The sequence below is a fragment of the Pseudarthrobacter sp. 01T43 genome, assembly GCF_056398665.1.
This window is the reverse complement of sequence record NZ_JBFTPV010000014.1, coordinates 49,435-74,055: the sequence shown is the minus strand read 5'-3', so window position 1 is coordinate 74,055 and position 24,621 is coordinate 49,435. Positions and strand designations below refer to the sequence as shown.

Below are 24,621 nucleotides of genomic sequence, written 5' to 3'. Positions count from 1 at the left end.
CCCCAATGTCACTCCGCTCCTCTGAAGGCAGCCCCGTCGCGGGCAAACCGGCTGGTGGGACGGCGGACCGGCGGCTGGCGCCAAGGAAGCGCAAAAGTTTCCTCGGCGCCCAGCCGCTGGGCCTGCTGTTCAGCGCACCCTACGTGATCTACATCTTTGCTGTCCTGGCCTTCCCGCTGGGTTACGCCGTCTACATCTCCCTCCACGACTTCTTCTTTACGGCACCCCACGTCACGGTGGACCGGCCGTTTGTTGGCTTGGACAATTACGTCACCGTCCTGACGGACCCGGCAGTCCTGCGGTCCTTCGCGAACATCGGCGTCTTCCTGGTCATCAACGTCCCGTTGACGGTGGTCCTCTCGCTGGTCCTTGCCAATGCCCTGAACCGGGTGACGAAGCTGAAGACCTTTTTCCGGGTCAGCTACTACGTCCCGTACGTGACGGCAAGCGTCGCCGTCGTCGGGGTCTGGCTCTTCCTGTTCCAACAAAACGGTCTGGTCAACGCCGTGCTGGGGCCGTTAGCCCCGAACCCGTCCTGGCTGGTCAACTCCTGGCTGGCCATGCCCACCGTGGCGCTGTACGTCACCTGGAAGCAGTTGGGCTTCTTTATCCTGCTCTACTTGGCCGCGCTCCAGAACATCCCCGATGAGCTCTACGAATCCGCCTCCGTGGATGGCGGGAACAAATGGGTCCAATTCTGGAACATCACTGTTCCCGGCGTCCGGCCCGCCACCCTTCTGGTCACCCTGCTGGCCACCATCACCGGCGCCAACCTGTTCACCGAGCCGTACCTCCTGACGGGAGGCGGCGGGCCCGACGGCGCATCCACCTCGCCGGTGTTCCTGATGTACCAGAAGGGCATCCTGCAGGGGAACCCGGACGTGGCTGCCGCGCTGGGCGTGGTGCTGGTGCTCGGTGTGCTCCTGATTGCCCTGATACAGCGACGCCTTGTTGGCGGAGAGGAGGACTGACGTGTCTGTCACCAACGCGCAAAACGCCAAGAACGACGACGACGCCAGCCGGCATCCGGAGCTGCCGGAACCTGCGATGCGGGCCGACGCCGGCGTGGAAAAACGCCGAAACCTGGGGGTGGGCAGTTTTATTCTGCTGGCACTGGGTGCCTTTGTCTTCCTTTTTCCCTTCTACTACATGTTCATCGGCTCGCTGCAGACCTCCCCGGACACATCCGTGGCCGGTGCCTTCCCCAACCCGGGCAACGTCACAGGCGAGAACTACGTCAGCATCAACGGTTCCATCAACTTGTTGAGGGGCCTCGTCAATTCGGGTATTTTCACGGGCGGCGTGATCCTCTTTACCGTGGTCTTCGGCCTCCTGGTTGGCTACGCGCTCGCCCGGATGCAGTTCCGCGGCCGCGGGGCGGTTTTTGGGCTGATGCTGCTGGTGCAGATGATCCCGTTCCAGCTGCTGCAGATCCCGCTTTATGTCATGATCGTGCGTGATTACGGCCTGGCGGATACCTACATCGGGATGATCCTGCCGTTCGCCATCAATTCCACTGCGGTGTTTGTTTTCCGGCAGTATTTTCTGCAGCTCCCCTCGACCCTGTTCGAGGCCGCCCGCATTGATGGCGCATCCGAGCTGCGGATCCTGTGGCAGATCGCCATCCCGCTGGTCCGCCCCGCCATCGTCACGGCCATCCTGCTGACCTTCATCGGCCCGTGGAACGAGTTCCTCTGGCCGTTCCTGGTGACCAAGGACCAGGCCCTCCAGCCGTTGGCTGTTTCCCTGGCCAACTACATTTCCAACGTGGCGGCAACGTCATCCAACCCGTTCGGCGCCATCCTYGCCGGTGCCTGCGTCCTCGCGGCRCCCGCCGTCGCGYTGTTCATYTTCTTCCAGCGCCARTTCATTTCSACCAATATCGGTTCMAGCGTAAAGGGCTAATCCATGACTTCCCCGCACACTTCTGCACTCCCCACTGTCCCGTTCACCCTCACCCGCGCCGGCGTCATCATGACCCCCGAGCCCGGCAACGACTTCGAAGCCGAGGGCGTCCTCAACCCGGCCAGCGGCCGCGGCCCGGACGGCGAGCTGTACCTGCTCCCGCGGCTGGTGGCTACAGGCAATGTGTCCCGTGTGGGCCTGGCCAAGGTCATCATCAGCGACGACGGCGTGCCCACCGGCGTGGAACGCGAGGGTGTGGTGCTCGCCCCGGACGAGGGCTGGGAACGCGGGCTGAACAACGCCGGCACGGAGGACCCGCGCACCACCTGGGTGCCCGCCCTGGGCAAGCACCTCATGACCTACGTGGCCTACGGCCCGCTGGGCCCCCGGCTCGCCTTTGCGCACTCCGAGGACCTCCGCAACTGGGAGCGGCTGGGCCCCTGCTTCTTTGAGTACCAGGCCGATCTCTCCATGGACCTGAACCTGTTCCCCAACAAGGACGCTGTCTTCTTCCCGGAACCGGTGAACGACCCCGACGGCGTGCCCTCCTACGCGATGCTGCACCGCCCCATGTGGGACCTGGGCTGGATCCGTCCCGGCGAAGGCGAGCACCTGCCCGCCGGCGTCACGGACAATCGGCCCGGCATCTGGATCTCCTACGCGGCCGTGGCCGACGTCGAGCGGGACCTGCGCAACCTGGTGCACATGGGCAAGCACCGGCTGGTGGCCCTCAGTGAGTTCCCGTTCGAGGAACTGAAGATCGGCGGCGGCCCGCCCCCGCACCGGGTGGACGAGGGCTGGCTCCTGATCCATCACGGCGTGGCCGGCAAGATGGCGGCCTCGGCGTTCGAACAGCAGCAGAACGTCAACTACGCTGCCGCCGCCATGATCCTGTCCGCGGATGACCCGTCCCAGGTCATCGCCCGCAGCGACAAGCCGCTGCTCGCGCCCGAAACCGAGGATGAGATCTCCGGGATTGTGCCGAACGTGGTGTTCCCCACCGCCATCGAGAAAATCGGGGAGCAGTTGTTTGTTTTCTACGGCATGGCCGACTCCAAAATCGGCGTCGCCAAACTGGACAGGATCTGAGCCCGGCGGACTTTACGCAACCGCCCCTTCCTTGCCGATGGCGGCCCGCAGCCGGGCCGCGGCGGTCTCGGGAGGGATGTCGGCGATGAACGCCCCCATCGCCGCTTCGGATCCGGCCAGGTACTTGAGCTTGTTCTCTTCCCGCCGGGGAGATGTCAGCTGCAGCATCAGCCGGACGTCGTCCCGGTGGGCGTTGACGGGGGCCTGGTGCCACGCGGAGATGTAGGGGGTCGGCGTCGAGTAGAGGGCGTCGACTCCGCGCAGGAGCCGGCCGTACAGCCGGGAGAACTCGTCGCGTTCCTCTCCCGTCGTCGCGGCCAGGTCCGGGACGTGCCGGTGGGGGAGCATGTGCACTTCCAGCGGCCAGCGCGCGGCGAACGGGACGAACGCCGTCCAGTGCTCGCCCCTGAGCAGCACCCGCCCGGATGTCTGCTCGAAGTCGAGGATGTCCTCGAACAGGGTGCCGCCGTACTTCGCGATCGTGCGGATCAGCTGGGCGGTGCGCGGGGTGATGTACGGGTAAGCGTAGATCTGGCCGTGCGGGTGGTGCAGCGTCACACCGATCGCCTCGCCGCGGTTCTCGAACGGAAAGACCTGCTCTACGCCGGGCAGCGCAGACAGCGCCGCCGTCCGGTCAGCCCAGGCCTCCACCACTGTCCGCATCCGGGACATTGATACCCCGGCGAGGGAACCCGTGTGTTCGGGCGAGAAGCACACCACTTCGCAGCGGCCCACTGACTGCCGGCTGCGTCCCAGGCCGATCCTGGCCAGGTCATCGAGGCCTTCCGGGGTTCCGGGCCCGGACAGCCCGGGACCAAACGACGGGGACTTGTTTTCGAAGACGGCAACGTCGTAAAGGCTGGGGACTTCGGAGGGGTTGTCCGGCGACGCCGGGGCCAGCGGGTCCAGATGCGAGGGCGGCAGGACCACCCGGTTCTGCCGGGCGGCCGCGATCGAAATCCACTCGCCGGTCAGGGCATCCTGTCGCATGGTGGCGGTGGGCGGCCGGACGGCCGGCTCGCGGAGGTCCGGTCCGCGCTCCGGCGCGAGCGTCGTGTCGGCGTCGTCGAAGTAGATGAGGTCCCGTCCGTCGGCGAGCTTGTAGGCACGCTTCGTGATCTGGTCCATGCTAAGAGTTCCCTGCGGGGCGGCCACCGGGGGTGGCGTCCTCGCTTATCCGGTGGACGGCCAGGAGCACACCGTGTTCGGGGTTGAGGACCGGCATCGGCAGGCCGGACGCCGCCAGGAAACGGCCGGTGGCCTCGATGCCGGTGCTGAGCCACGCCGGCGGCACCGTCTGCATAAAAGCGTGTTTGTCGCCGGGCGCCGGATAGACGGCCTCCACCCGGTAACGGGCTTCGGGGCGCAGCGCAGGAAGGCAGACCCGCCCGGGGACTTCGGCGAACGACGTCGCCACGGACACCAGCGCGTAGAGGGCTTCGCTGCCGTCCTGAGCGACCACACCGTGCAGCCGCAGGGCGGGATCGGGCTCATCGGCGCGCACCATGCGGCCGCTGTGCAGCAGGGCACGGTACTTCTTGAAGAGCGCGATCGCCTGCGCGAGCTCCTCACGCTCCGGGGCGCTGAGCTGCCGGACGTCCCATTCAAGGCCGAAGTGACCAAACATCGCGGTGACTGCCCGGAATGAGAGATCGTGGGTCCGCGCGGTGGTGTGGCTCGTGGTGGGCCCGATATGTGATCCGACGAGCTCCGGCGGCACCACCATTCCGGTCCAGCGCTGGATGGTCTGCCGTTCCAGGGCGTCGTTGCAGTCCGACCCCCACACCCGGTCCGTGCGTTCCAGGATGCCGAGATCCACGCGGGCGCCCCCTGAGGAGCAGCTTTCAATCTCGACCCCGGGGTGGGCCCTGCGCAGGTCGTCCAGGAGCCGGTACACAGCCCGGGTCTGGGCATGGACCGAAGGCCGGCCGGCATGGCCCATCTCGGTGAGGTCCCGGTTCTGGTCCCATTTGAGGTAGCTGATCCGGTTCTCCCGCAGGAGGGCATCGAGCCGGTCAAAGATGTACTGCCAGGCGTCAGGGTTGACCAGGTCCAGGACTTGCTGGTGCCGCCACCGTTCCGGCAGCCGGCCGTTGGAGCCGGGAATGCCGCCCGCGGGGCGCGGAGCGGGCCCGGCGATCCAGTCCGGGTGCGCCCGGGCGAGGTCCGAGTCCTCGTTGACCATCTCCGGCTCCACCCACAGGCCAAACTCCATGCCGTGGCCGGTCACGGCGTCGATCAACGGCGTGAGGCCGTCGGGCCAGACGTGCTCATCGACGTACCAGTCGCCGAGGCCCGCGGTGTCGTTGCGCCGGCCGCGGAACCAGCCGTCGTCGAGCACGTAGCGTTCAACGCCCAGGCTGGCGGCGGTCTGGGCCAGGTCCAGCAGGACCGGCAGCCGGTGGTCGAAATAGACCGCCTCCCAGACGTTCAGGACCACGGGGCGGGGCTTGCCCGATGCGGCGCCCGGGTGGTGCGGACGGCTACGGAACCAGGTGTAGAAAGCCTCCGTGATGCCGTCCAGGCCGAAGTCGGAGTAGGCGGCAAACAGCCAGGGGGTCTCATAGGAGGCATGCGGTGCCAGGCTGATTTCGGCCGATCCGAGCAGCTCCGAGGCGCCGATGACGGTCCGGCCGTCCCCGGCAGTGTCGACGAAGCTCTCGTGGTTGCCGCTCCAGCCCAGATGGACAGCCCATACTTGCCCGTGGCGGTACCCGAACCCTGCAGTACCGGCGGCCAGCAGGAGTGAGGAGTCATGGCCGGTCCGGCCGTGCCGGCCCGAGCGAACCCAAGTGCCCTGATGCAGCGGAAGGCGCTGGGGGTGGGATTCCCGGCACCAGCGGCCGGTCAGGTCAAGGACCTCCGTGGCGGCGCGGCCCACCGGCAGCACCGCGGCCAGTTCCTCGACGAAGTAGGTGTCCGGCCCATCGTTCGTCAGGGAGTGGCGGAGCTGGAGCAGGCCGCCGTCGTTAATCCGGACCTCGGTCCGCACCGTGATGCCGGCGTCGGGATCGGCCTGGGTGATGACGGCGGATCCGGCGTCGGGGTCAGCTGCGACGGCGGCCAGCCGGAGCCGGGCGGAGAACCCGCCGCCGTTTCGGTGGCCGCGGAGTCCCGGACGCCCGCGCCATCCCGAGGAAGCCTGCGGGATCAGGCCCAGGGTCACCGGGGTGTCCAGGGCGGAGTGCGGCACGGGGTCGGTCAGCAGCGAAAGGTCGGGCAGGTCCGGGCCGAGGTCGGCGCCGAAGTGCAACAAGGCCGGCTCGCCGGTGCTGAAATCGATGAGCAGCGCGGTGCCCGCGCGTCGCAGGTAAAGCGGCGCCGGGGGCAGCGCGGTTCCTGCAGTCAGGGGTTCCGCGGCAAGGTTCAGGTCCGGGTTGTTCACTGCAGCTCCAGGCGTTGTGGGGTTCGGATGGGGTGGGGTGGTAGTGCCAGTGGTCAACCTACTGCGGCGCCGGCGGAGACGTGGGCCAGCCGCAGCCGGCCCACGCGTTTGCCGAGGATGCGCCTGGCTTCGCCACCGAGCAGGTCGTCGCTGATGAGTTCGTCGGCGTCCTCGAGGGCGGCGATCGTGCTGATGCCGAGCGTGCCCCACTTCGTGTGGTCGGCCAGCACCACCACGCGACGCGCCGCCGCCACGAACGCCCGGTCGGTTTCGGCCTCGAGCACGTTCGGAGTGGTAAACCCGGCGTCGGCGTCCACGCCGTGGACGCCGAGGAACAGCACGTCCAGGTGCAGCTGATTGAGGGAGGAGGTTGCCAAGGGGCCCACCAGCGCGTCGGAGGGCGTGCGCTCGCCGCCGGTCAGAATGACGGTGGACGTCGAAGAGCTCTGGTGGAACACGTTGGCAATCCGCACCGAGTTGGTGACCACCGTGATGCGTGGACCGGCGGACAACAGCTGGGCCAGCGCCCAGGTGGTGGTGCCGGCGCTGAGCCCCACCGCCATTCCCTCACGCACCTGGGCGGCAGCCTCCTGCGCAATAGCCATTTTTTCGTTTTTGAGCTGGGTCACCTTCAGCTCAAAACCAGGCTCGTGGGTGCTGGCTCCGCCCGGCATTTTGGCCCCGCCATGGATTTTCTCCAACGCGCCTGCGCCGTCGAGGGCCTCAATGTCCCGCCGCACCGTCATCAGGGAGACTCCCAGCATCCTGGCGAGGTCCGCGACGCGGACAATCCGCTCACGCTGGACCTCTGCGAGGATGGCTGCATGGCGGGCTGCGGCGAGCATGTGGTGTCCTTACCGGCTTGCGTTGTTCGACTGGTTGGCGGAGGTGCCGACCAGCTGGACGGCAGGCGAACGGACGACGGCGACTGCACCGGCCGCGAGGCCTAGTCCGCCGTCGAGCTCGGTTCCGGTGATGAGGTCGACTCCTTCCAGCGGTAGCCGGACCTCGTGGGTTCCGTGGTTGATGCAGAACGTCCAGTCGGTTCCGTCCTTGCTGCGCCGGGCGACTTCCACATCTTCGGGCAGATCCGGAACGAGCGGCTGCACCCCTGCATCGGCGCAGACGATGGTGAGCAGTTCGCCCAGGCCCTCCGGCGCGAGTGTGGTGGCGACGTAGTAGGAGCGGCCGCTGCCGGCCCGGTTGCGGGACACGGCTGGAGAACCCGTAGCCGGCCCCTCGGCCACGGCCGCGAGGACCTCGGCGGTGGTGGCCCTGCCCAGTTCGTTCCAGCAGCTGCCGGCACCGAAGCCGGTGAGCCGGACGCTTTCCCCTGCCCGCAGCGGAAAGAACTCTTCCATCTGCACGCCCAGCAGTCCGCTGAAGGCACCGGGGTAGCTGCCCAGCCTGATGTGGTCATTTTCGTCCACGATTCCGGAGAAGTAGGACACGACGAGATGGCCGCCGGAGCGTGTGTAGCCGTCCAGGTTCGCCACGCCCGCATCGCTCAGCAGGTACTGCATGGGGGCAATGACGAGCCGGTAGCCGGAGAGGTCGTCGGTGCTCCGGGCGAAGTCCGTGGGGATCCCGGCGCGGTAGAACGCATCGTGCCAGCGCCGGGTTTCGGCAATGTTCGAGGCATCCACGCTCGGGTGCGAGTCCAGCTCGGATGCCCAGCGGGCATCGGTGTCGTGCAGGATGGCGACGTCCACCCGGCCGGAGGCCCCGGTGACCACCGAGCCGCTGATTTCGGCCAGGCTGCGCAGCGCCTGGCCGAGTTGCACCACTTCACGCCACACCTTGGTCTCGGTGCCGGCATGGGGCAGCAGCCCGGAGTGGAACTTCTCGGCGCCGGCGCGGGAGGCCCGCCACTGAAAGAACAGCGCGCCGTCTGCTCCGCGGGCCACGTGCTGCAGCGAATTGCGCAGCAGCTCGCCGGGCGCTTTGGCAATGTTGCGGGGCTGCCAGTTGACGGCCGACGTCGAATGTTCCATGAGCAGCCAGGGCTTGCCCTTGGCCCAGCCGCGGGTGAGGTCCGCCGTGGCCGCCAGCTCCTGGAAGTTCCGCAGATCCTCGGCAATGAGGTAGTGGTCGTTGGAGACCACGTCCATCTCCTCGGACCAGCGCCAGTAGTCCACCGGCTGGTGCAGGCCCATGTTGAAGCCCATGAAGTTGGTGGTGACCGGGTGCCCGGAGTGCGAACGGATGATGGCCGCTTCAGCCTTGTAGCATTCGAGCAGCTCGTCAGAGGAATAGCGCGCGAAGTCCAGCTGCTGCGTCGGGTTGACCCAGGTCCCGGAGGTCCGGGGCGGCAGGATTTCCTGCCAGTCCGAGTAGCGCTGGGACCAGAAGGCAGTGCCCCACGCGGCATTGAGGGCCTCGAGGCTGCCGTAGCGGCGCTCGAGCCAGCGCCGGAAACCGGCGGCGGCGCCGTCGGAGAAGTCCGGCTGGTTGTGGCAGCCGTACTCGTTATGGACGTGCCACATCACGACGGCGGGATGGTCCTTATAGCGCGCGGCGATCTGCTCGGTGAGGGCCGCGGCTGCCCGCCGGTAGTCGGGGCTGGAGGCAGCGAAGGCCTGCCGGGAACCGTAACTGTGCCTCACGCCGTCGGCCGTTACCGGCAGCGACTCGGGGTACTTGTGGCTGAACCACGGTGGCGGGGAGGCGGTGGCGTTCGCCAGGTCAACCCGCACCCCGTTCGCGTGCAGCAGGTCCAGGATCCGGTCCAGCCAGCCGAACTCGTAGACGCCCTCGGACGGTTCCAGCAGCGACCAGCTGAAGATGCCCACGCTGACCAGGTTGACGCCGGCCTCGCGCATCAGCCGGACGTCTTCCTCCCAGGTCGCCTCGGGCCACTGCTCGGGGTTGTAGTCGCCGCCGAAGGCCAACATGGGGGAGCCCTCGGAGCCGAGTCGGGCGGTGATGTAGTCCATGGAAGCGTTGTTGTGGTTGTCCACGTTTATCCTTTGCTGGAGCCGAGCGTCAAACCGGCTACGAAGTGTCGCTGGAGCAGGAGGTAGATCACCAGGGCCGGGATGGCCGTGATCATGGCGCCGGCGGCGATGAGGTTGTAGTTGGAGAGGAACTGGCCTTGGAGGTTGTTGACTGCCGTGGTCAGCGGGAGGCGGTCGCCGCTTTGCAGGAAGAGCAGCGGCCAGAAGAAATCGTTGTAGATGAAGATGACCTCGAGGGTGCCCATGGCGGCCAGGGCCGGCCGGCACAGCGGCAGAATGATGTTCCAGTACTGGCGCCATACCCCGGCCCCGTCCACCAGGGCAGCCTCGGTGAGCTCGGGGGAAAGCGCCTTCATGTAGTTGGAGAGGACGAACGTCACGAAACCGATCTGGAACGCCGTGTCCACGGCGATCACACTGATGTAGGTGTTGAGCAGGCTCCCGGAATCGCTGACGCTGTAGGGCAGCGGCAGCAGTTTGAACATCTCGAACAGCGGCGCGGCGAGGACCTGCGGCGGCAGCAGGTTGCCGGCGGTGAACATGATCAGGAGCGTGACGTTGAACTTCCAGTTGACCCGGCTGACGGCGAACGCCATCATCGAGGCGAAGAACAGCACCAGGATGACGGACGGGACGGTGATCAGGGCGGAGTTCCAGGCGTACTGGGCGAAACCGCCCTGGGTCCAGGCCTGGCTGAAGTTGTCGAAGTTGAACGACCCTCCGAAGCTGAAATAGCCGTACTTGTCCGTGTCTGCCTTGGGACGCAGCGCGGTGAAGATGGTCCAGACCAAGGGGATGAGCCACATAATGGCGAGGACGATAAGGAACAGGTGGATGCCGTAGTGGGGCTTGCCGCGTTTGGTGTTGGCCGGCTGGCCCGAGCCAATGCGGGCGCTCCGCCTGGCGGGCGAACTGCCCGCAGCGGGTGCGTCCGTGGGCTGCGTGATGCTCATGCCTCTTTGTCCTTTCCGAAGGCCCGGGACAGGTAGAACGTGATGGGTACCAGGGAAATGACAAGGAGGATGACAGCCAGCGCCGATCCGACGCCGATCACCTGACCCTCGCCGACCAGGTTTTGGATGACCAGGGCGCTGATGAGCTCCAGGCCGTTGGTGCCGCGGTTGATCACATAGACGATGTCGAAGGCGCGGAGGGACTCGATCACGGTAATCACGATGATGATGACGTTGACGGGGCGCATGGCCGGAAAGATCACCCGGAAGAAGGTCTGCACCGCGTTGGCGCCATCGATCTGCGCGGCTTCGCGCAGGGTGGGGTCGACGCCCTTGAGCCCGGCCAGGTACAGGATCATGACGTAGCCTGCATGCCGCCATGTCGCTGCGATGAGCGCAGCCCAGATGTTGACGCCGGAATCACCGAACCAGTCCACCGCGTGCGGCGTTCCCGCCGTGCCGAGCAGGAAGTTCAGGAGCCCGCTGTCACGGTTGTAGAAGAGCTGCCAGATGACGCCGATCAGTGCCAGGGACAGCATCACCGGCGTGAAGAAGATGCTCTGGTAGATCTTGGTGCCGCGGATGTTCTGGTCCAGCAGGATGGCCAGCRGGAGCCCCAACGGGGTCGCGATGACGGCGAGGAACACCAGCCAGAGCACGTTGTGTTGCACGGCGGGCCAGAACGGAGGGTAGTTTTCGGCGATGAACTCGTAGTTGCTGATCCCTGCGGGCTTGATGTCGTCCAGGCTCAGGCCATTCCACCGGGTGAAGGACAGCGCCGCCGACAGGAGCGTCGGGATCCAGACCAGGACCAGTTGGATCAGGGTGGGCAGGCCCACCATGAAACTCAGGACCCACTTATCGCGGCGCGAGAGCCGCCGGACCCGCCCCGCCCGGGCGGCGGTGGTGCGCCGCCCGGCGGGGCTCGTTTTGGAAAGTGTACTCACGGGAAGATATTCCTTAGTGCCGGATCGTGGTGGCCTGGGCGTCCGCTATTGGGCGGCGTAGAGCGACTTGGCCTGGGCTTCCAGGTTCTTGACGTCAACGTTGCCGTCCTTGATGAACGACTGCAGGGCCGGGATCATGACGTTGTTGGCCATGGCGGGCAGCGCGTCCCGGTCAAAGAACTGGCTGATGCTCTTGGCGTTGGCGATGACGTCCGCCATCTTCTTGCTCAAGGGCGAAAACTTGGACGTATCGGCTCCCTTGGCGGCGGCGATGTTTGAGCTGTCCACGGAGGCATACACGTCCTGCCCCTCGGGGGTGCCGAGGTAGGCCAGGAAGTCCCTGGCGGACTGGTTCTCGCCGCCCTTCTTGGACAGCAGGAGACCGTCGATCGGTGCCTCGACGGCGTCCCGGCCCTCCATTGCGAGTTCCGGGAACGGGAAGAAGTCGATGTCGTCGGCGACGGTCTTGTCCGTGTACTGCTGGGTGAGGAAGGACCCCAGCAGGTACATCCCGGACTTCTTGTCACCGAGGTTTTTCGCGGAGTCCTGCCACGTCATGCCAAGGGCATTCGGGTTCTGGAAGGGCAGGAGCGCCTTCCAGGTGTCGAAGACATCACTGACCTTCTTCTGGTCCCAGGATTCCTTGTGCGCCGTGAGGTCCATGTGGAACTGGTAGCCGTTCAGGCGCATGTTCAGGTAGTCGAAGGTGCCCATCGCCGGCCAGCCGTCCTTGTCGGCGAACTCGATCGGGATGAGGCCGTCGGCCTGCATTTTTTTGGCCAGGGCTGTCAGCGCGTCAAAGGTGGTGGGAACCTCGTAGCCCTTCTCGGCCCAGAGGCTCTTCCGGTAGAAGAACCCCCAGGGATAGTTGTAGTTGGGGATGAAGTACATCTTGCCGTCGGCGCCGGTGGATGCCTTCTTCATGGCCTCGGAATAATTGCCGCCGACCTTTTCCCAAACGTCGTCGATCGGGGCCAGCAGGCCCTTGCCGGCGTAGTACTGCATGCGATAGCCGGCGAACCAGGTGAAGGTGTCATCCGGGCTGCCCTGGAGGTAGGTGTTGATTTTGTTCTGGAAGTCGTTGTGGGGAACCACGTTGGTGTTGACCGTGATGCCGGACTTCTTCGTGAAGGCATCCGTGACGGCCTTGTAGGCGTTCTTGGGTACTTCATCCGATGAACCCGACCCGAAGGTAACTGTCTTGCTGCCGCCGCTGGCGGCAGGGCCGCTGCCGCCGGTGCACCCTGCCAGCAAGGGAGCGCCGGCTATGGCGAGGGCGCCTGCACCAAACGTCTTCAGCAGCGTCCGCCTGTCCCACCCGCCCTGGCTGGAAGCCCGGCGCAACGCGTCTTCATGCATGGTCATGATTTCTCCTTTGAAACAGTGCAGGTGGTGTGAAGCAACTCACATTGATAACTATCATAAACGCACAATAAAGAACGTCAAGAGGCAAAGACGAACATTGTGGAAAGTCGGCTTACGCCGTTCGGGTTGTGGATGTTACACGGCTGCAACCAGCGGGACATTCGGGGGAAACGGCCCGGCCGCACCATGAAAGATGCGGCAGCCTTTCCGGGCCGTTTTCTGCTCGAAGGGTTATGCAAATGCCTACTCCGTTCAACCAGAGCGTGGCGGATTCCGCGCTCCTGACCAAGTCGCTGCCATTGGGCCTGCTGCGGGCGTTCGTCCAGTCAGATGCCGCAGATGAAGGGTTCACCCCCACGCTGCTGGCGGAGCTCAAAGCTTTGGCCCGGGTCCCCGGGCTGCTCGTGGCCTGCAACTACGGCGGCACGCTGTGCGCCGCCGAGGGGATCTCCACCGAAACCCTTCCCTTGGGCAGTGCCGCCATCGCACTGCGCGCGTTGGCGGCACTGCCCAACACTCACGCCGCCGTCATCTCCGGACGCTCGCTGCGTGATCTCGCCGCCGTCTCCCGCCTCCCCGCAGAGGTCCATCTGATCGGCTCGCACGGTGCCGAATCGGACATGCAGTTCGCCCACGTCCAGCCATTGGCCACCGAGGTGACCCTGCAGAAAGTCAGCACCGCGCTCTCCGAAGCGGTGGGATTCCAGGAGGGTGTGTGGATTGAGCGCAAGCCCGTTGCCGTCTCCGTGCACACCCGTCCGGCGATGCCGGATGTTGTGGCGTCCGTAACGGACACCGCGCGGGAGATCGCCCGGGCCCATGGGCTGTTCTTCATCGTGGACGGCTCCGTGCTGGACCTCTCGGTGGTGGAACCGTCCAAGGCCGACGCCCTGGAAAGCCTCAGGTCCCGGCTCGGCGCCAGCGCTGCACTGTATGCAGGCGATGCCTACAGTGATGAACTGGCCATCGCCACCCTCCGCGGCCCGGACCTGGGCCTGCACGTTGGGCCCGGGGATACGGCCGCCGCGCACCGGCTGCGGGACCCGGAATCGTTTGCCCGGGTCCTGGCCATCCTCTTTGAGCTCCGGCGCGCCTGGCTGTTCGGCGAGGACGCCGTGGGACTGGAACGGCACACGCTGATCGGGAACGGAACCTCAACGGCACTGCTCACCCCGGACGCCAAAGTCTGTTGGATGAGCCACCCGCTGCCCGATTCAGGCTCGCTGTTCGCCCACATCCTCGGCGGGGATGCAGCCGGGCACTTCTCCGTGGAGCCGGTTAAGGCTTCACAAGTGCTCGGTCAGCGGTACGTGGACAGCACCATGATTGTGGAAACCCGGTGGGCTGACGTGACCGTCACGGACTACCTGGAACCGGCGCCAGAAGGGATCACCAGCCTGGTCCGGGTGCTCTCCGGCACCGGCGCTGCGAGGATTGTCTTTGCACCCCGGCCGGACTATGCCAACGTGCCCTTCAGCATGGAGGCCCGCGGTGACGAGCTGCATATCGTGGGCACGGCCGATCCCATTGTCCTTTCCGCGCCGGGCGTCAGGTTCGTGATTACCTCCGACGGCCGGCACGCTACGGCGACAGCCGCGGTGAACCTGCAGGACGGCCCGGTGGTCCTGAACCTGCGGTGCGGGGACACTGAACCCGGCGCCACGGACCCGGACGGCGAGGTGGACCGGCGTGCCGGCGTCGCCCTGCACTCCCGCCGCTGGGTCCAGGACCTGGAGCTGCCCGCCGTGAAGCCGTCACTGGTCCGCCGCTCCGCGCTGGTGTTGCGCGCCCTGGTGCATGAGCCAACCGGTGCCGTGCTGGCTGCCCCCACAACTTCCCTTCCCGAGGGGATCGGCGGGACGCGGAACTGGGACTACCGGTACTGCTGGCTACGGGACGGATCCATGACCGTGCACGCGCTGGTGGACCTGGGCTCGACGACTGAGGCTGCCGGGTTCCTGGCGTGGCTGGGCCGGATCCTGGAGCATGCGCCCGGCCCGGAATGGCTCCATCCGCTGTACTCGGTCACGGGGGCGCAGCTGTCCACCGAAGCCATTATCGACAGCCTGCCCGGATACGCCGGTTCCCGTCCGGTCCGGATCGGGAATGCCGCTGACCACCAGATCCAGCTGGACGTCTTTGGGCCCGTCACCGAACTCATCGCCGCGCTCAGCGAGCGGAATGGCAACCTGGCGGACGACCACTGGGAACTGATGGTGAAGATGGCCTCCGCCGTGCTGGCCCGCTGGCATGAGCCGGACCACGGCATCTGGGAAGCCCGGCGGCCGCCCCGGCACCACGTCTACAGCAAAGTGATGTGCTGGGTGACGCTGGACCGCGCACTCCGAACCGCCGCCCGGCACGGCAGGACGCCGGAGCCCGCGTGGGAACCCACGGCACGCGCCATCCGCGAGGAGGTCCTGCGTGAGGGCTGGGATGACTCGGCATGCTCCTACACCGTTGCCTACGACAGCCCCGACCTCGACGCGGCGGTCCTGCACATCGGGCTGTCCGGCCTGTTGGACGTCACCGACCAGCGCTTCCTGGACACGGTCACGGCCGTGGAACGCGAACTTAGGGTGGGACCCACCGTGTTCCGGTACAGGTACGACGACGGCCTGCCGGGTTTGGAGGGCGGCTTCCACATCTGCACCACCTGGCTCATTGAGGCGTACGTTGCGGTGGGCAGGATCGAGGAGGCCTGGGACCTGTTCGACCAGCTCGTGAACCTGTTTGGTCCCACCGGGCTGCTGCCGGAGGAGTACGATCCCAGCACGGAAACGCACCTCGGCAACCATCCGCAGGCCTACTCCCACCTAGGTTTCATCCGCTGCGCCCGGCTCCTGGACCGGCACCGGCCTGAGGTCAGGGCGCCGTAGCTATCCCGTGGCCAGCGGGAAGCCGGAACCGCCTGGCACGACGCGGAACCTACCGCGACGCCGAGAAGATCTGCGGCGCGGGCCGGGTGCCCGTGGCGAGGTCCGCGAGGATCCGTCCCACCACCGGGGTGAACTTGAAACCGTGGCCGGAGAAGCCCGCACCGATAACGATGGGGCCGATCCGGTCAAGGATGAAGTCTTCGTCCGGTGTGGTGGTGTACGTGCAGCTGATGGGTTCGAAGGAATCGGCGTCGACGCCGGGCAGCCAGGTCCGGGCGTATTCCTGCAGCGCCGCGAGCTGGACGGGTTCCGGAAGGAAGGAACGCTTGTCCGGGTCCACCACCGGGCCGACTCCGTGCCAGCCGGCCTTGATGCCTTCACCGGGTGTCTGCATCCCGTAGACCGGTGAATACCAGTCCTTGTAGGTGTCGCCTGGTCCGGGAGTGTGGTTGAAGCCGGGCCACACGGCCTGTTCATCGGCAATGCGGAAGTGCGCCGGCTGTTCCTGCGTGACCCTGAGCCGGGGAATCCTCAGTTTCCCGCCTCCGGCTGCCCCGGACAGTAGTTTCGCCGTCCAGGCGCCGGCGGTCACCACTGCCTGCGCGGCGGTGACCACCTCGATCGTGCCGGCTGCGCCGGTGTCCCCCTGCGCGCCGTCGCCCGTCCCGCCGTTGCCCGTCCCGCCGCCGTTCTCTGCGCCGCCCACCTCTAAGGTGAGCCGGACGCCGTCGTCCATCATTTCCAGGTCCAGCACCTTGGTGTGGTGCCGGATCTCGGCGCCGCGGGCAACGGCGAGCCGCTGGAAGGCGGGGAGCGCGGCCTCGGGGTTCAGCTGGCCGCCGTCGGGCATGTAGAGCACCTGCTGGTCGAAGCGGATGCCCCGCCACCGCTCGGCGGCCTCATCGGGACGGAGCGGCTCAGCCGCGATACCGGCCTCGGTGAGCGCGGCCTGAACAAGCGGAAGCCGCGGATCGGGGCCATGGTTGACGATCCCCGTCCGGGTGAGCAGCCGCTCGCCGCTGTCCTGCTCGAGTTCGTCCCAGAGTGCCAGCCCCTCGGCCAGCATGGCCACGTATTCCGGCCGGTGGTAGCCCGGGTTCAGGTTCCTGGTGCTGCCGTGGGAAGCGCCGTTGTGGTGGCCCGGGCCGAACTGTTCCAGCAGGGTGACCTGCCGGCCACGGCGGGCCAACGCCCAGGCGGCGGCGGAGCCCATTGCTCCGCCGCCAATCACAACAGTGTCAAGCATTGTTCCCATGTGGCTCCTTAGGATCCGGTCAGTTCAACAGCAGGGCGACGCCGATCATGGCGGGTACCGCCACCACCGTAGTGATCAGCACGGTGTCCTTGGCCACGGTGAGGCCGGTGGAGTAGCGGCTGGCGGCGACAAAGACGTTCTGCGCCGTGGGGAGCGAAGAAACAACCACCACCGCGAACAGGGCCTGGCCTTCGAGCCCCAGGACAAAGCGGGCAAACAGGTAGGCAATGACAGGCTGCACCACCAGCTTGAAGACGCTGGCCAGGATGGTGTCCAGTCGCCTGCCGGCAGCGGCTTGCAACGGCCGGCTGCCGTGCAGGCTCATGCCAAAGGCGATCAGCATGGCAGGGATGGCTGCGCCGCCGATCAGGTGGATGGGCTCCAGGACCAGGGCGGGCACCTGCCAGCTCATCCCGGCCACCAGCAGGCCCAGCGCGGACCCGACAATCATCGGGTTCCGCAGGATCATGAGGATGAAGCCCATGGGCGTGGTGCGGTGGGTGCTGGTGCTGGCGTCCAGGATCATCAGGAAGAGCGGGGTGAAGAAAGCCAGCTGGAAGATCAGCAGCGGCGCCACATAGCTGGCGTCCCCCAGAACGTAGACGGCGATGGGGATGCCCAGGTTGGCGGAGTTGGCCAAGGACGCCGCCATCGAGGACATCAGCGCCTCCGGCAAAGCACGCTTCAGGATGAACCTCACGATGCTGAAGAACATCAAGGCGCTGGCAATCGCTGCCACCGCGGTGACCAGCAGGGGTTCGGCGAAGACTTCCCGCAGCTGTGCCTTGCTCAGGGTCTCGAACAGGAGAGCCGGGCTGGCCACGAAAAAGGTGAGGGCGCTGAGGACCTGGCGGGCGTTCTCGCCCAGGATCCGCTGCCGGCCCACGAACCAGCCCACCATGATGATGAACCAGACCACAAAAAAGCCCTGCAGCACGCCTACCAAGGGAAGCCTCCGAGAGCGCGGAGGCGGTGTGTGCCGGGACTCACGCTCCGGCTAGGCGGTGGCGTTATTGAGCGCGTACGGCGGGCGCATCAGGCCGGGGGTGTGGCCCTCTGCAGGATCGTTTCCGATCTGGACGATTTTGTTGTCCCTGTCCACATGGACAACCTTCGGATCGTAGGCCTTGGCCTCTTCCGTGGTCATCTGGGCATAGGTAATGAGGATCACGATGTCATTCTCATGCATCAGGTGCGCAGCGGCGCCGTTGATGCCGATCACACCCGAGCCGCGCTCGCCGGCGATGGTGTAAGTTTCCAGGCGCGCACCGTTGGTGACGTCCACGATGGCCACTAGCTCGCCGGGAAGGATATCGGCAGCGTCGAGGAGGTCCAGGTCAACCGTGACCGAACCTACGTAGTGCAGGTCGGCGTGCGTGACGGTGGCCCGGTGGATTTTGGACTTGAAAATTGTGCGATTCATAAGGTGTCCAGTCTATCGCCGGCCCCCGGGGTCGCGCTGTGACGTACTAAACAGGAGCTTAAACAGGAACGGACGACGCCGGCCGGCCGGGCGACGTCGTCCGTCACTGCCCCAGCGGCCCACTTACAGACGCGGCCGTGGCGGCGAGCGTCTCCCGGGCGGCAAGGATGGCGGGCCGCTGCGCGCTGGAACGCCGCACCGAGGTGAACACGGTGCGGTGCGGATTACCGGGCAGGTCCAGGAGTTGGGCGGTGGTGCTGCGGCCGGTCCAGACGAGGTCCGGCATGAGTGCCACGGCATTGCCGGACTCGATCAGCCTGATCTGAGCCTGGAGATCCGCTGTTTCGAAGCGCACGTCGGGCTCGAATCCCGCTGTTCGGCAGGCCTGCTCCGCCCAGTGCCGGGAGGCGGCGCCGCGGGGCTCCATGACCCAGGGGAGCGCCGCAGTGTCCTCGAGCGAGCGGATGGAGGGGCCGCCGTCGGACGCCGGCGGAACGGCGAGCCGGATGGCGTCGGTGGTCAGTTTGACGCGGTCCAGCTCCGGATACCTTGGCGCGGCGTGGCCGGGGTACTGTTCGGCGATCACCAAGTCGAAGTCGCGCGCCCAGGTCTCGTGCAGGGCGGTTTCCGGCTCCCGCTGGGTCATTTCGATCCGCACCTCCGGGTACTCAGCCGTCATCCGCGTCAGGGTGCCCGGCATCAGGGCCAGCGCCGCGGACTGGAAGACGGCGATCCGCACAGTTCCGGTGACGGTGGTCAGCGAGGCCGCCAGGTCTGCCTCGGCCTGCTCCAGGGTTTCAAGCAACTGGGCCGTATGCGCCACCAGGACTTCCGCCTGCGGTGTCAGCTGGACCCGGCGTCCGGTTTTCCGGAGCAGTTCCACGCCCACTTCCTTTTCGAGCAGGGCCAGTTGCTGCGAGACCGACGACGGGCTGTACTGCAGCGCCTCCGCGACCTCGGCCAGGGTCCCCCGGATTTTCAGTTCGCGGAGCAGCCTGAGGCGGCGGACATCGAGCATGGCCATATTCCTTGACGGATCTAATGGATATTGGTTAGAAAGAATCACTTTATCTAACGCAATTACTGCTTGCATACTGGTGTCCTGAGTTACCCCCGTCACAGCCCTACCCGGGTGCAGCGATGGGGCCGCACCCCACGCAGGAGTAACTGATGAGTACCAAAGACATGGCCCAATCCATCATGCGGCGTAAGCCCCTTGACGACATTGAAGAAGAAAACAAGCACAGCGGGCTTTTCAAATCCCTTGGGCTCTGGCAGCTCACGGCCATCGGCGTCGGCGGCATCATCGGCGTCGGCATCTTTTCCCTTGCAGGGCTGGTGGCGGCAGGGAGCGGGGACAACCCGGGGGTGGGACCCGCGGTGCTGATTTCCTTCCTGATCGCCGGTCTTGCCTCCGCGGCCGCAGCCCTGTCCTATGCCGAGTTTGCCGGCATGATTCCCCGGGCCGGCTCGGCCTACACATACGGCTATGTGGCGCTTGGCGAAGTGATCGGCTGGTTCATCGGCTGGGACCTGCTGCTCGAGTACATCGCCATCGTGGCCGTGGTGGCCATTGGCATCTCCGGGTACCTGGAGGCGTTCCTTTCCGGCGTCGGCCTCCATCTGCCCGCATGGATGACGTCCACGCCGGATGAGGGCAAAGGCGGCCTCATCAACATTCCCGCCATCCTGGTCTGCCTTTTGGTGACGTGGATCCTGTCCCGCGGAACCAAGGCCTTCGGCCGGTTCGAACTGGTCGCCGTGGCCATCAAGGTCCTCCTGATTCTCTTTATCATCGGCCTGGGCGTCTTCTATATCGATACGAACAACTACAACCCGTTTATGCCCAGTGGCTTCGGGCCGGTGGTGGCAGGTTCGGCCACAGTGTTCTTTGCTGTTTTCGGGTACGACGCCATGAGCACCGCGGCCGAGGAAGCAACGGACGGCAAGAAGCACATGCCCAAGGCGATCGTGCTCTCGCTTATCGTCGCCATGCTGCTGTATGTGGCGGCTACCCTCGTCCTGACCGGGATGCAGAACTACAAGGACATCGACCCCAAGGCCGGCTTCGCCTCGGCCTTCAACTCGGTTGGCCTGCCGGTCATCGCAACCATCATTTCCGTGTTCGCCGTACTGTCCATCCTTACGGTGATGCTGACCTTCCTGCTGGGCGTTACCCGCGTCTGGTTCTCCATGAGCCGGGACGGACTCCTGCCGGGCTGGTTCGCCAAGACCGACCGCCACGGCACGCCCCAACGGGTTACCTGGATTGCCGGCGTCACGTCGGCGTTCCTGGCCGGCGTGTTCCCTATCAAGGAAGTGGCTGATCTGACAAATATCGGAATCCTGGCTGCGTTCGTTGTTGTTTGTTTGTCCGTCATCATCTTTCGCTACAAGAAGCCGGAAGCGCCGCGAACATTCAGGCTTCCGCTGATGCCGCTGGTGCCGGCCTTCGGGATCCTGGCTTCCGGGTTCCTGATGACCCAACTGCCGTGGCAAACCTGGGTGCGCTTTATTGTGTGGCTCATCATCGGCCTGGCCATCTACTTCGGATACGGCCGCAGGCACTCCCTGATGAACCCCAACAGCCCGCGCCACGCCGAGGCCGTGGAGATGCACCGCCCCCTGGCCTGACCCGCCCCACCCCCCGGTTGCTCTATCACTTTTGGTCCCTAAACCCCTGGTTTAGGGACCAAAAGTGATAGAGCAACGGGTGGCTAGTGGGCCCAGAAAGCGTTGGATTTTCTAACCTGTATTGCTTAGAAAAGGTCGCTTTCTCTTAAGTGACTCCAAGCTCATACTGATGGATAAGACCCCCTTCGCATCGATGAAAGAACGAGCAATCATGACCCACACTGCAACGGAAATCTCCGGCCGGGCTGACGTCCCTCAGGCCCGCGCCCTCGCCGCGGACACCATCGCGCTGGTCCGCCGTTGGCTCACCGAAGCGTCAAAGGTTCCTGTTGACGCTTCGGCCGAGCAGCTCGCTGGCGTGTTGAAGGACCCAAACGGCCTTGACTTCACGGTCGGCTTCGTCGACGGCGTGGTCCGCCCAGAGGACCTGCACGTCGCCGCCCGCAACCTCGCCGCCCTCGCCCCCAAGGTTCCGGCGTTCCTGCCCTGGTACATGCGCCGCGCGGTGCAGCTCGGCGGCACCATGGCCCCGGTCCTGCCCCAGGTTGTCATCCCGATCGCCCGCAAAGTCCTCCGCGAAATGGTGGGCCACCTGATCGTGGACGCCACCGATGCCAAGCTGGGCCCCGCCATCGCCAAGATCCGCAAGGACGGCATCAAGCTCAACGTGAACCTCCTCGGCGAGGCAGTCCTGGGCGAGCATGAGGCTTCCCGCCGTCTCGAGGGCACGCACACCCTGCTGGCCCGTCCGGACGTGGACTACGTCTCCATCAAGGTCTCCTCCACCGTGGCCCCGCACTCCGCCTGGGCCTTCGACGAGGCCGTGGAGCACGTCGTCGAAAAGCTCACGCCTCTCTTCACCCGTGCCGCATCCTTCGCCGGGTCCGGGGCCGGCAACAACACCGGCCAGAAGGCCAAGTTCATCAACCTGGACATGGAGGAATACAAGGACCTGGACATGACCATCGCGGTCTTCACCAGGATCCTGGACAAGCCCGAGTTTAAGAACCTCGAGGCCGGCATTGTGCTGCAGGCCTACCTCCCGGACGCCCTCGCCGCCATAATCCGGCTCCAGGACTGGGCCGCCGCGCGCCGTGCCAGCGGCGGTGCCGCCATCAAGGTCCGCGTGGTCAAGGGCGCCAACCTGCCCATGGAACAGGTGGAAGCATCCCTCCATGACTGGCCGCTCGCCACTTGGCACACCAAGCAGGACTCGGACACCAACTACAAGCGCGTCATCAACTACGCCCTGCACCCGGACCGGATCAAGAACGTCCGGATCGGGGTGGCCGGCCACAACCTCTTCGACATTGCTTTCGCCTGGCTGCTCGCCAAGCAGCGCGGCGTTCAGGCTGGCATTGAATTCGAGATGCTGCTGGGTATGGCGCAGGGCCAGGCCGAAGCCGTCAAGAAGGACGTCGGCTCCCTCCTGCTCTACACCCCCGTGGTGCACCCGGCCGAGTTCGACGTAGCCATCGCCTACCTGATCCGCCGCCTCGAAGAGGGCGCCAGCCAGGACAACTTCATGTCAGCAGTCTTCGAGCTGAGCGACAACGAACAGTTGTTCGAACGCGAGAAACAGCGCTTCCTCGCCTCGCTGGACAAGCTCGACGACGAGGTCCCGCCGGCCAACCGGCAGCAGAACCGCAGCCTGCCGCCGCAGCCCCTGCCGCACGATTCGTTCGACAACACCCCGGACACGGACCCGTCCCTGCCCGCCAACCGCGACTGGGGCCTCGCCATCCTGGACCGCGTCCCTTCCTCCACTCTGGGGAACGCCTCGGTCGAAGCCGCCACCATCAACGACGAGGCAACCCTCAACACCGTGATTGCGACCGCTGTTGAGAAGGGCAAGGCCTGGGGCGCCCTGTCCGCTGACGAGCGCGCCGAAATCCTGCACCGCGCCGGCGACGTCCTCGAGGCCCGCCGCGCCGACCTGCTCGAAGTCATGGCCAGCGAAACCGGCAAGACCATCGACCAAGGCGACCCCGAGGTCAGCGAAGCCATCGACTTCGCCCACTTCTACGCCGAGTCGGCGCGCAAGCTGGAAAAGGTCGACGGCGCCACGTTCGTCCCAGCGAAACTCACCGTGGTGACCCCGCCATGGAACTTCCCGGTGGCCATCCCGGCAGGGTCCACCCTTGCGGCACTCGCCGCGGGCTCCGCCGTCGTGATCAAACCCGCGAAACAGGCCCGCCGCAGCGGCGCCGTGATGATCGAGGCGCTCTGGGAAGCAGGCGTCCCGAAGGACGTGCTGACCATGGTGCAGCTGGGTGAGCGTGAGCTCGGCCAGCAGCTGATCTCCCACCCCGCGGTGGGCCGCGTGATCCTCACCGGCGGCTACGAGACCGCGGAACTGTTCCGTTCCTTCCGTAAGGACCTGCCGCTTTTGGCGGAGACCAGCGGCAAGAACGCCATCATCGTCACCCCCAGCGCTGACCTCGATCTCGCCGCCAAGGACGTCGCCTACTCCGCGTTCGGCCACGCCGGCCAGAAGTGCTCCGCCGCCTCACTGGTGATCCTGGTGGGCTCGGTTGCCACGTCCAAGAGGTTCCACAACCAGCTGATCGACGCCGTCACCTCCCTCAAGGTGGGCTACCCGCAGGACCCCACCAGCCAGATGGGTCCGATCATCGAGCCCGCCAACGGCAAACTCCTCAACGCCCTCACCACCCTCGGCGAAGGCGAGACCTGGGCTGTGGAGCCGAAGCAGCTGGACGAGACGGGCCGGCTCTGGAGCCCCGGCGTGCGCCACGGCGTCCGCCGCGGATCCTACTTCCACCTCACCGAGTTCTTCGGACCGGTCCTCGGCGTCATGACAGCCGAGACCCTCGAGGAGGCTATCGCCATCCAGAACCAGATCGAGTACGGCCTCACGGCAGGCCTGCACTCCCTGAACCCGGACGAGCTCGGAATCTGGCTGGACTCCATCCAGGCCGGAAACCTCTACGTCAACCGCGGCATCACCGGCGCCATCGTGCAGCGCCAGCCGTTCGGCGGCTGGAAGAAGTCCGCCGTCGGCGCAGGCACCAAAGCCGGCGGACCGAACTACCTGGCGGGCCTCGGCGACTGGACCAGCCACGCCAGCACAGCGAGTGCCGCCACCACGAACGACGGCGTCCGCCGGATCGCCGCCGCGTCCGCTAGCGCCCTGCAGCCGGGTGAACTCGGGTCGCTGCAGCGATCCCTCGCGTCCGACGCCCAGGCCTGGGCCGACGAGTTCGGCACGGCCAAGGACGTGTCCGGCCTGAGCGCGGAGCGCAACATCTTCCGCTACCGCCCGCTGCCGGTCACCGTCCGCCTTTCCGAAGGCGCCCCGCTGGCGCACCTGGTGCGGACTGTCGCCGCCGGTGTCCAGGCGGGGTCGGCACTGACGGTATCCACCGCCGTCGAACTTCCCGCCCAGCTGCGTGCAGTCCTCACCGGACTGGATGTTTCAGTCACGGTGGAGTCCGACGCCGGCTGGCTGGCTTCGGCGGCCCGCCTCGCCAAGGCGGGCAAGCTGTCCGGTGTGCGGATCCGCCTGATCGGCGGCGACGCCACCGCACTCGCCGAAGCCATCGACGGGCGCCCGGACGTGGCGGTCTACCCGCACCCGGTGACCGAGGCCGGCAGGGTGGAGTTGCTGCCGTTCCTGCACGAACAGGCCATCAGCATCACCGCCCACCGGTTCGGCACCCCGAACCACCTGTCGGATGCCCTGATCTAGGCGGTTCCAGGGCGCCGAGCGCAGGCGACGAAAAATGAAAGTCCCGACGGCCACCAAGCGCGGCCGTCGGGACTTTCTGTTTGTTATGAGGGGCCGCGCCCGAGGCGCCGGCCGGAGACC

Annotated in this window: 17 protein-coding genes; 6 read left to right on the top strand and 11 right to left on the bottom strand. The window is 66.2% G+C overall.

The genetic code is table 11. The annotated features are described in order from the left end of the window. The first annotated feature begins 5 nt into the window (after positions 1–5). The 3 genes from AC1DIM_RS13630 (at position 6) to AC1DIM_RS13620 (ending at position 2,994) form a co-directional block, all read left to right on the top strand. A complete protein-coding gene (locus tag AC1DIM_RS13630) occupies positions 6–971 on the top strand; it encodes a carbohydrate ABC transporter permease (RefSeq protein WP_477711032.1) in 966 nt (321 codons plus the stop codon). Between the two features lie 76 nt (positions 972–1,047). Further along, a complete protein-coding gene (locus AC1DIM_RS13625) occupies positions 1,048–1,905 on the top strand; it encodes a carbohydrate ABC transporter permease (RefSeq protein ID WP_477711043.1) in 858 nt (285 codons plus the stop codon). 3 nt (positions 1,906–1,908) lie between these two features. Next, positions 1,909–2,994, top strand: a complete 1,086-nt coding sequence (locus AC1DIM_RS13620) for a glycoside hydrolase family 130 protein (RefSeq protein WP_477711031.1) — start codon at positions 1,909–1,911, stop codon at positions 2,992–2,994. Between the two features lie 12 nt (positions 2,995–3,006). On the opposite strand, the gene galT is transcribed toward AC1DIM_RS13620, so the two are convergent. From galT to AC1DIM_RS13585, 7 genes are read right to left on the bottom strand one after another with little or no spacing between them, the layout of a single operon-like run. Continuing rightward, entirely contained in the window at positions 3,007–4,122 is a 1,116-nt protein-coding gene (gene galT / locus AC1DIM_RS13615; RefSeq protein ID WP_477711030.1) for a galactose-1-phosphate uridylyltransferase, read from the bottom strand. 1 nt (position 4,123) lies between these two features. Continuing rightward, complete coding sequence (locus AC1DIM_RS13610) at positions 4,124–6,379, bottom strand: alpha-galactosidase (protein ID WP_477711029.1); 2,256 nt, start codon at positions 6,377–6,379, stop codon at positions 4,124–4,126. A gap of 53 nt (positions 6,380–6,432) precedes the next feature. Further along, positions 6,433–7,224 carry a DeoR/GlpR family DNA-binding transcription regulator gene (locus AC1DIM_RS13605; protein ID WP_477711028.1) on the bottom strand — a complete coding sequence of 264 codons (792 nt, stop codon included), beginning with the start codon at positions 7,222–7,224 and terminating at the stop codon, positions 6,433–6,435. A 9-nt stretch (positions 7,225–7,233) separates the two neighbouring features. After that, complete coding sequence (locus AC1DIM_RS13600) at positions 7,234–9,339, bottom strand: beta-galactosidase (RefSeq protein WP_477711027.1); 2,106 nt, start codon at positions 9,337–9,339, stop codon at positions 7,234–7,236. 2 nt (positions 9,340–9,341) lie between these two features. Further along, complete coding sequence (locus tag AC1DIM_RS13595) at positions 9,342–10,289, bottom strand: carbohydrate ABC transporter permease (RefSeq protein WP_477711026.1); 948 nt, start codon at positions 10,287–10,289, stop codon at positions 9,342–9,344. After that, a complete protein-coding gene (locus AC1DIM_RS13590) occupies positions 10,286–11,236 on the bottom strand; it encodes a carbohydrate ABC transporter permease (protein ID WP_477711025.1) in 951 nt (316 codons plus the stop codon). Before AC1DIM_RS13590 ends, AC1DIM_RS13595 begins: the two co-directional genes overlap by 4 nt. A gap of 45 nt (positions 11,237–11,281) precedes the next feature. Beyond that, positions 11,282–12,601 carry an ABC transporter substrate-binding protein gene (locus AC1DIM_RS13585; RefSeq protein ID WP_477711024.1) on the bottom strand — a complete coding sequence of 440 codons (1,320 nt, stop codon included), beginning with the start codon at positions 12,599–12,601 and terminating at the stop codon, positions 11,282–11,284. 239 nt (positions 12,602–12,840) lie between these two features. Here AC1DIM_RS13585 and AC1DIM_RS13580 point away from each other — a divergent pair, with 239 nt between their 5' ends. Continuing rightward, entirely contained in the window at positions 12,841–15,480 is a 2,640-nt protein-coding gene (locus tag AC1DIM_RS13580; protein WP_477711023.1) for a trehalase-like domain-containing protein, read from the top strand. 49 nt (positions 15,481–15,529) lie between these two features. Here AC1DIM_RS13580 and AC1DIM_RS13575 read toward each other — a convergent pair whose 3' ends face one another. The 4 genes from AC1DIM_RS13575 to AC1DIM_RS13560 form a co-directional block, all read right to left on the bottom strand. Further along, a complete protein-coding gene (locus AC1DIM_RS13575) occupies positions 15,530–16,735 on the bottom strand; it encodes an FAD-dependent oxidoreductase (protein WP_477711022.1) in 1,206 nt (401 codons plus the stop codon). 19 nt (positions 16,736–16,754) lie between these two features. Continuing rightward, positions 16,755–17,681 (bottom strand): AEC family transporter, encoded by a 927-nt coding sequence (locus AC1DIM_RS13570; protein WP_477711021.1) that lies wholly within the window; start codon positions 17,679–17,681, stop codon positions 16,755–16,757. A gap of 51 nt (positions 17,682–17,732) precedes the next feature. Next, positions 17,733–18,158: an aspartate 1-decarboxylase gene (gene panD, locus AC1DIM_RS13565; protein ID WP_477711020.1), complete on the bottom strand. Its 426-nt coding sequence runs from the start codon at positions 18,156–18,158 to the stop codon at positions 17,733–17,735. Positions 18,159–18,261: 103 nt separating this feature from the next. After that, positions 18,262–19,176, bottom strand: coding sequence for a LysR substrate-binding domain-containing protein (locus tag AC1DIM_RS13560; RefSeq protein WP_477711019.1), 915 nt, complete (start codon positions 19,174–19,176; stop codon positions 18,262–18,264). Positions 19,177–19,328: 152 nt separating this feature from the next. Here AC1DIM_RS13560 and AC1DIM_RS13555 point away from each other — a divergent pair, with 152 nt between their 5' ends. Then, entirely contained in the window at positions 19,329–20,792 is a 1,464-nt protein-coding gene (locus tag AC1DIM_RS13555) for an amino acid permease (protein ID WP_477711018.1), read from the top strand. 211 nt (positions 20,793–21,003) lie between these two features. After that, positions 21,004–24,501, top strand: a complete 3,498-nt coding sequence (locus AC1DIM_RS13550; protein ID WP_477711017.1) for a bifunctional proline dehydrogenase/L-glutamate gamma-semialdehyde dehydrogenase — start codon at positions 21,004–21,006, stop codon at positions 24,499–24,501. The last annotated feature ends 120 nt before the right edge of the window (positions 24,502–24,621 follow it).

Bases quoted from the DNA above. Each gene is read 5' to 3' on its own strand.
- AC1DIM_RS13630 (WP_477711032.1), top strand. From the start codon at position 6: ATGTCACTCCGCTCCTCTGAAGGCAGCCCCGTCGCGGGCAAACCGGCT.
- AC1DIM_RS13620 (WP_477711031.1), top strand. From the start codon at position 1,909: ATGACTTCCCCGCACACTTCTGCACTCCCCACTGTCCCGTTCACCCTC.
- galT (WP_477711030.1), bottom strand. From the start codon at position 4,122: ATGGACCAGATCACGAAGCGTGCCTACAAGCTCGCCGACGGACGGGAC.
- AC1DIM_RS13605 (WP_477711028.1), bottom strand. From the start codon at position 7,224: ATGCTCGCCGCAGCCCGCCATGCAGCCATCCTCGCAGAGGTCCAGCGT.
- AC1DIM_RS13595 (WP_477711026.1), bottom strand. From the start codon at position 10,289: ATGAGCATCACGCAGCCCACGGACGCACCCGCTGCGGGCAGTTCGCCC.
- AC1DIM_RS13585 (WP_477711024.1), bottom strand. From the start codon at position 12,601: ATGACCATGCATGAAGACGCGTTGCGCCGGGCTTCCAGCCAGGGCGGG.
- AC1DIM_RS13580 (WP_477711023.1), top strand. From the start codon at position 12,841: ATGCCTACTCCGTTCAACCAGAGCGTGGCGGATTCCGCGCTCCTGACC.
- AC1DIM_RS13575 (WP_477711022.1), bottom strand. From the start codon at position 16,735: ATGGGAACAATGCTTGACACTGTTGTGATTGGCGGCGGAGCAATGGGC.
- panD (WP_477711020.1), bottom strand. From the start codon at position 18,158: ATGAATCGCACAATTTTCAAGTCCAAAATCCACCGGGCCACCGTCACG.
- AC1DIM_RS13560 (WP_477711019.1), bottom strand. From the start codon at position 19,176: ATGCTCGATGTCCGCCGCCTCAGGCTGCTCCGCGAACTGAAAATCCGG.
- AC1DIM_RS13555 (WP_477711018.1), top strand. From the start codon at position 19,329: ATGAGTACCAAAGACATGGCCCAATCCATCATGCGGCGTAAGCCCCTT.
- AC1DIM_RS13550 (WP_477711017.1), top strand. From the start codon at position 21,004: ATGACCCACACTGCAACGGAAATCTCCGGCCGGGCTGACGTCCCTCAG.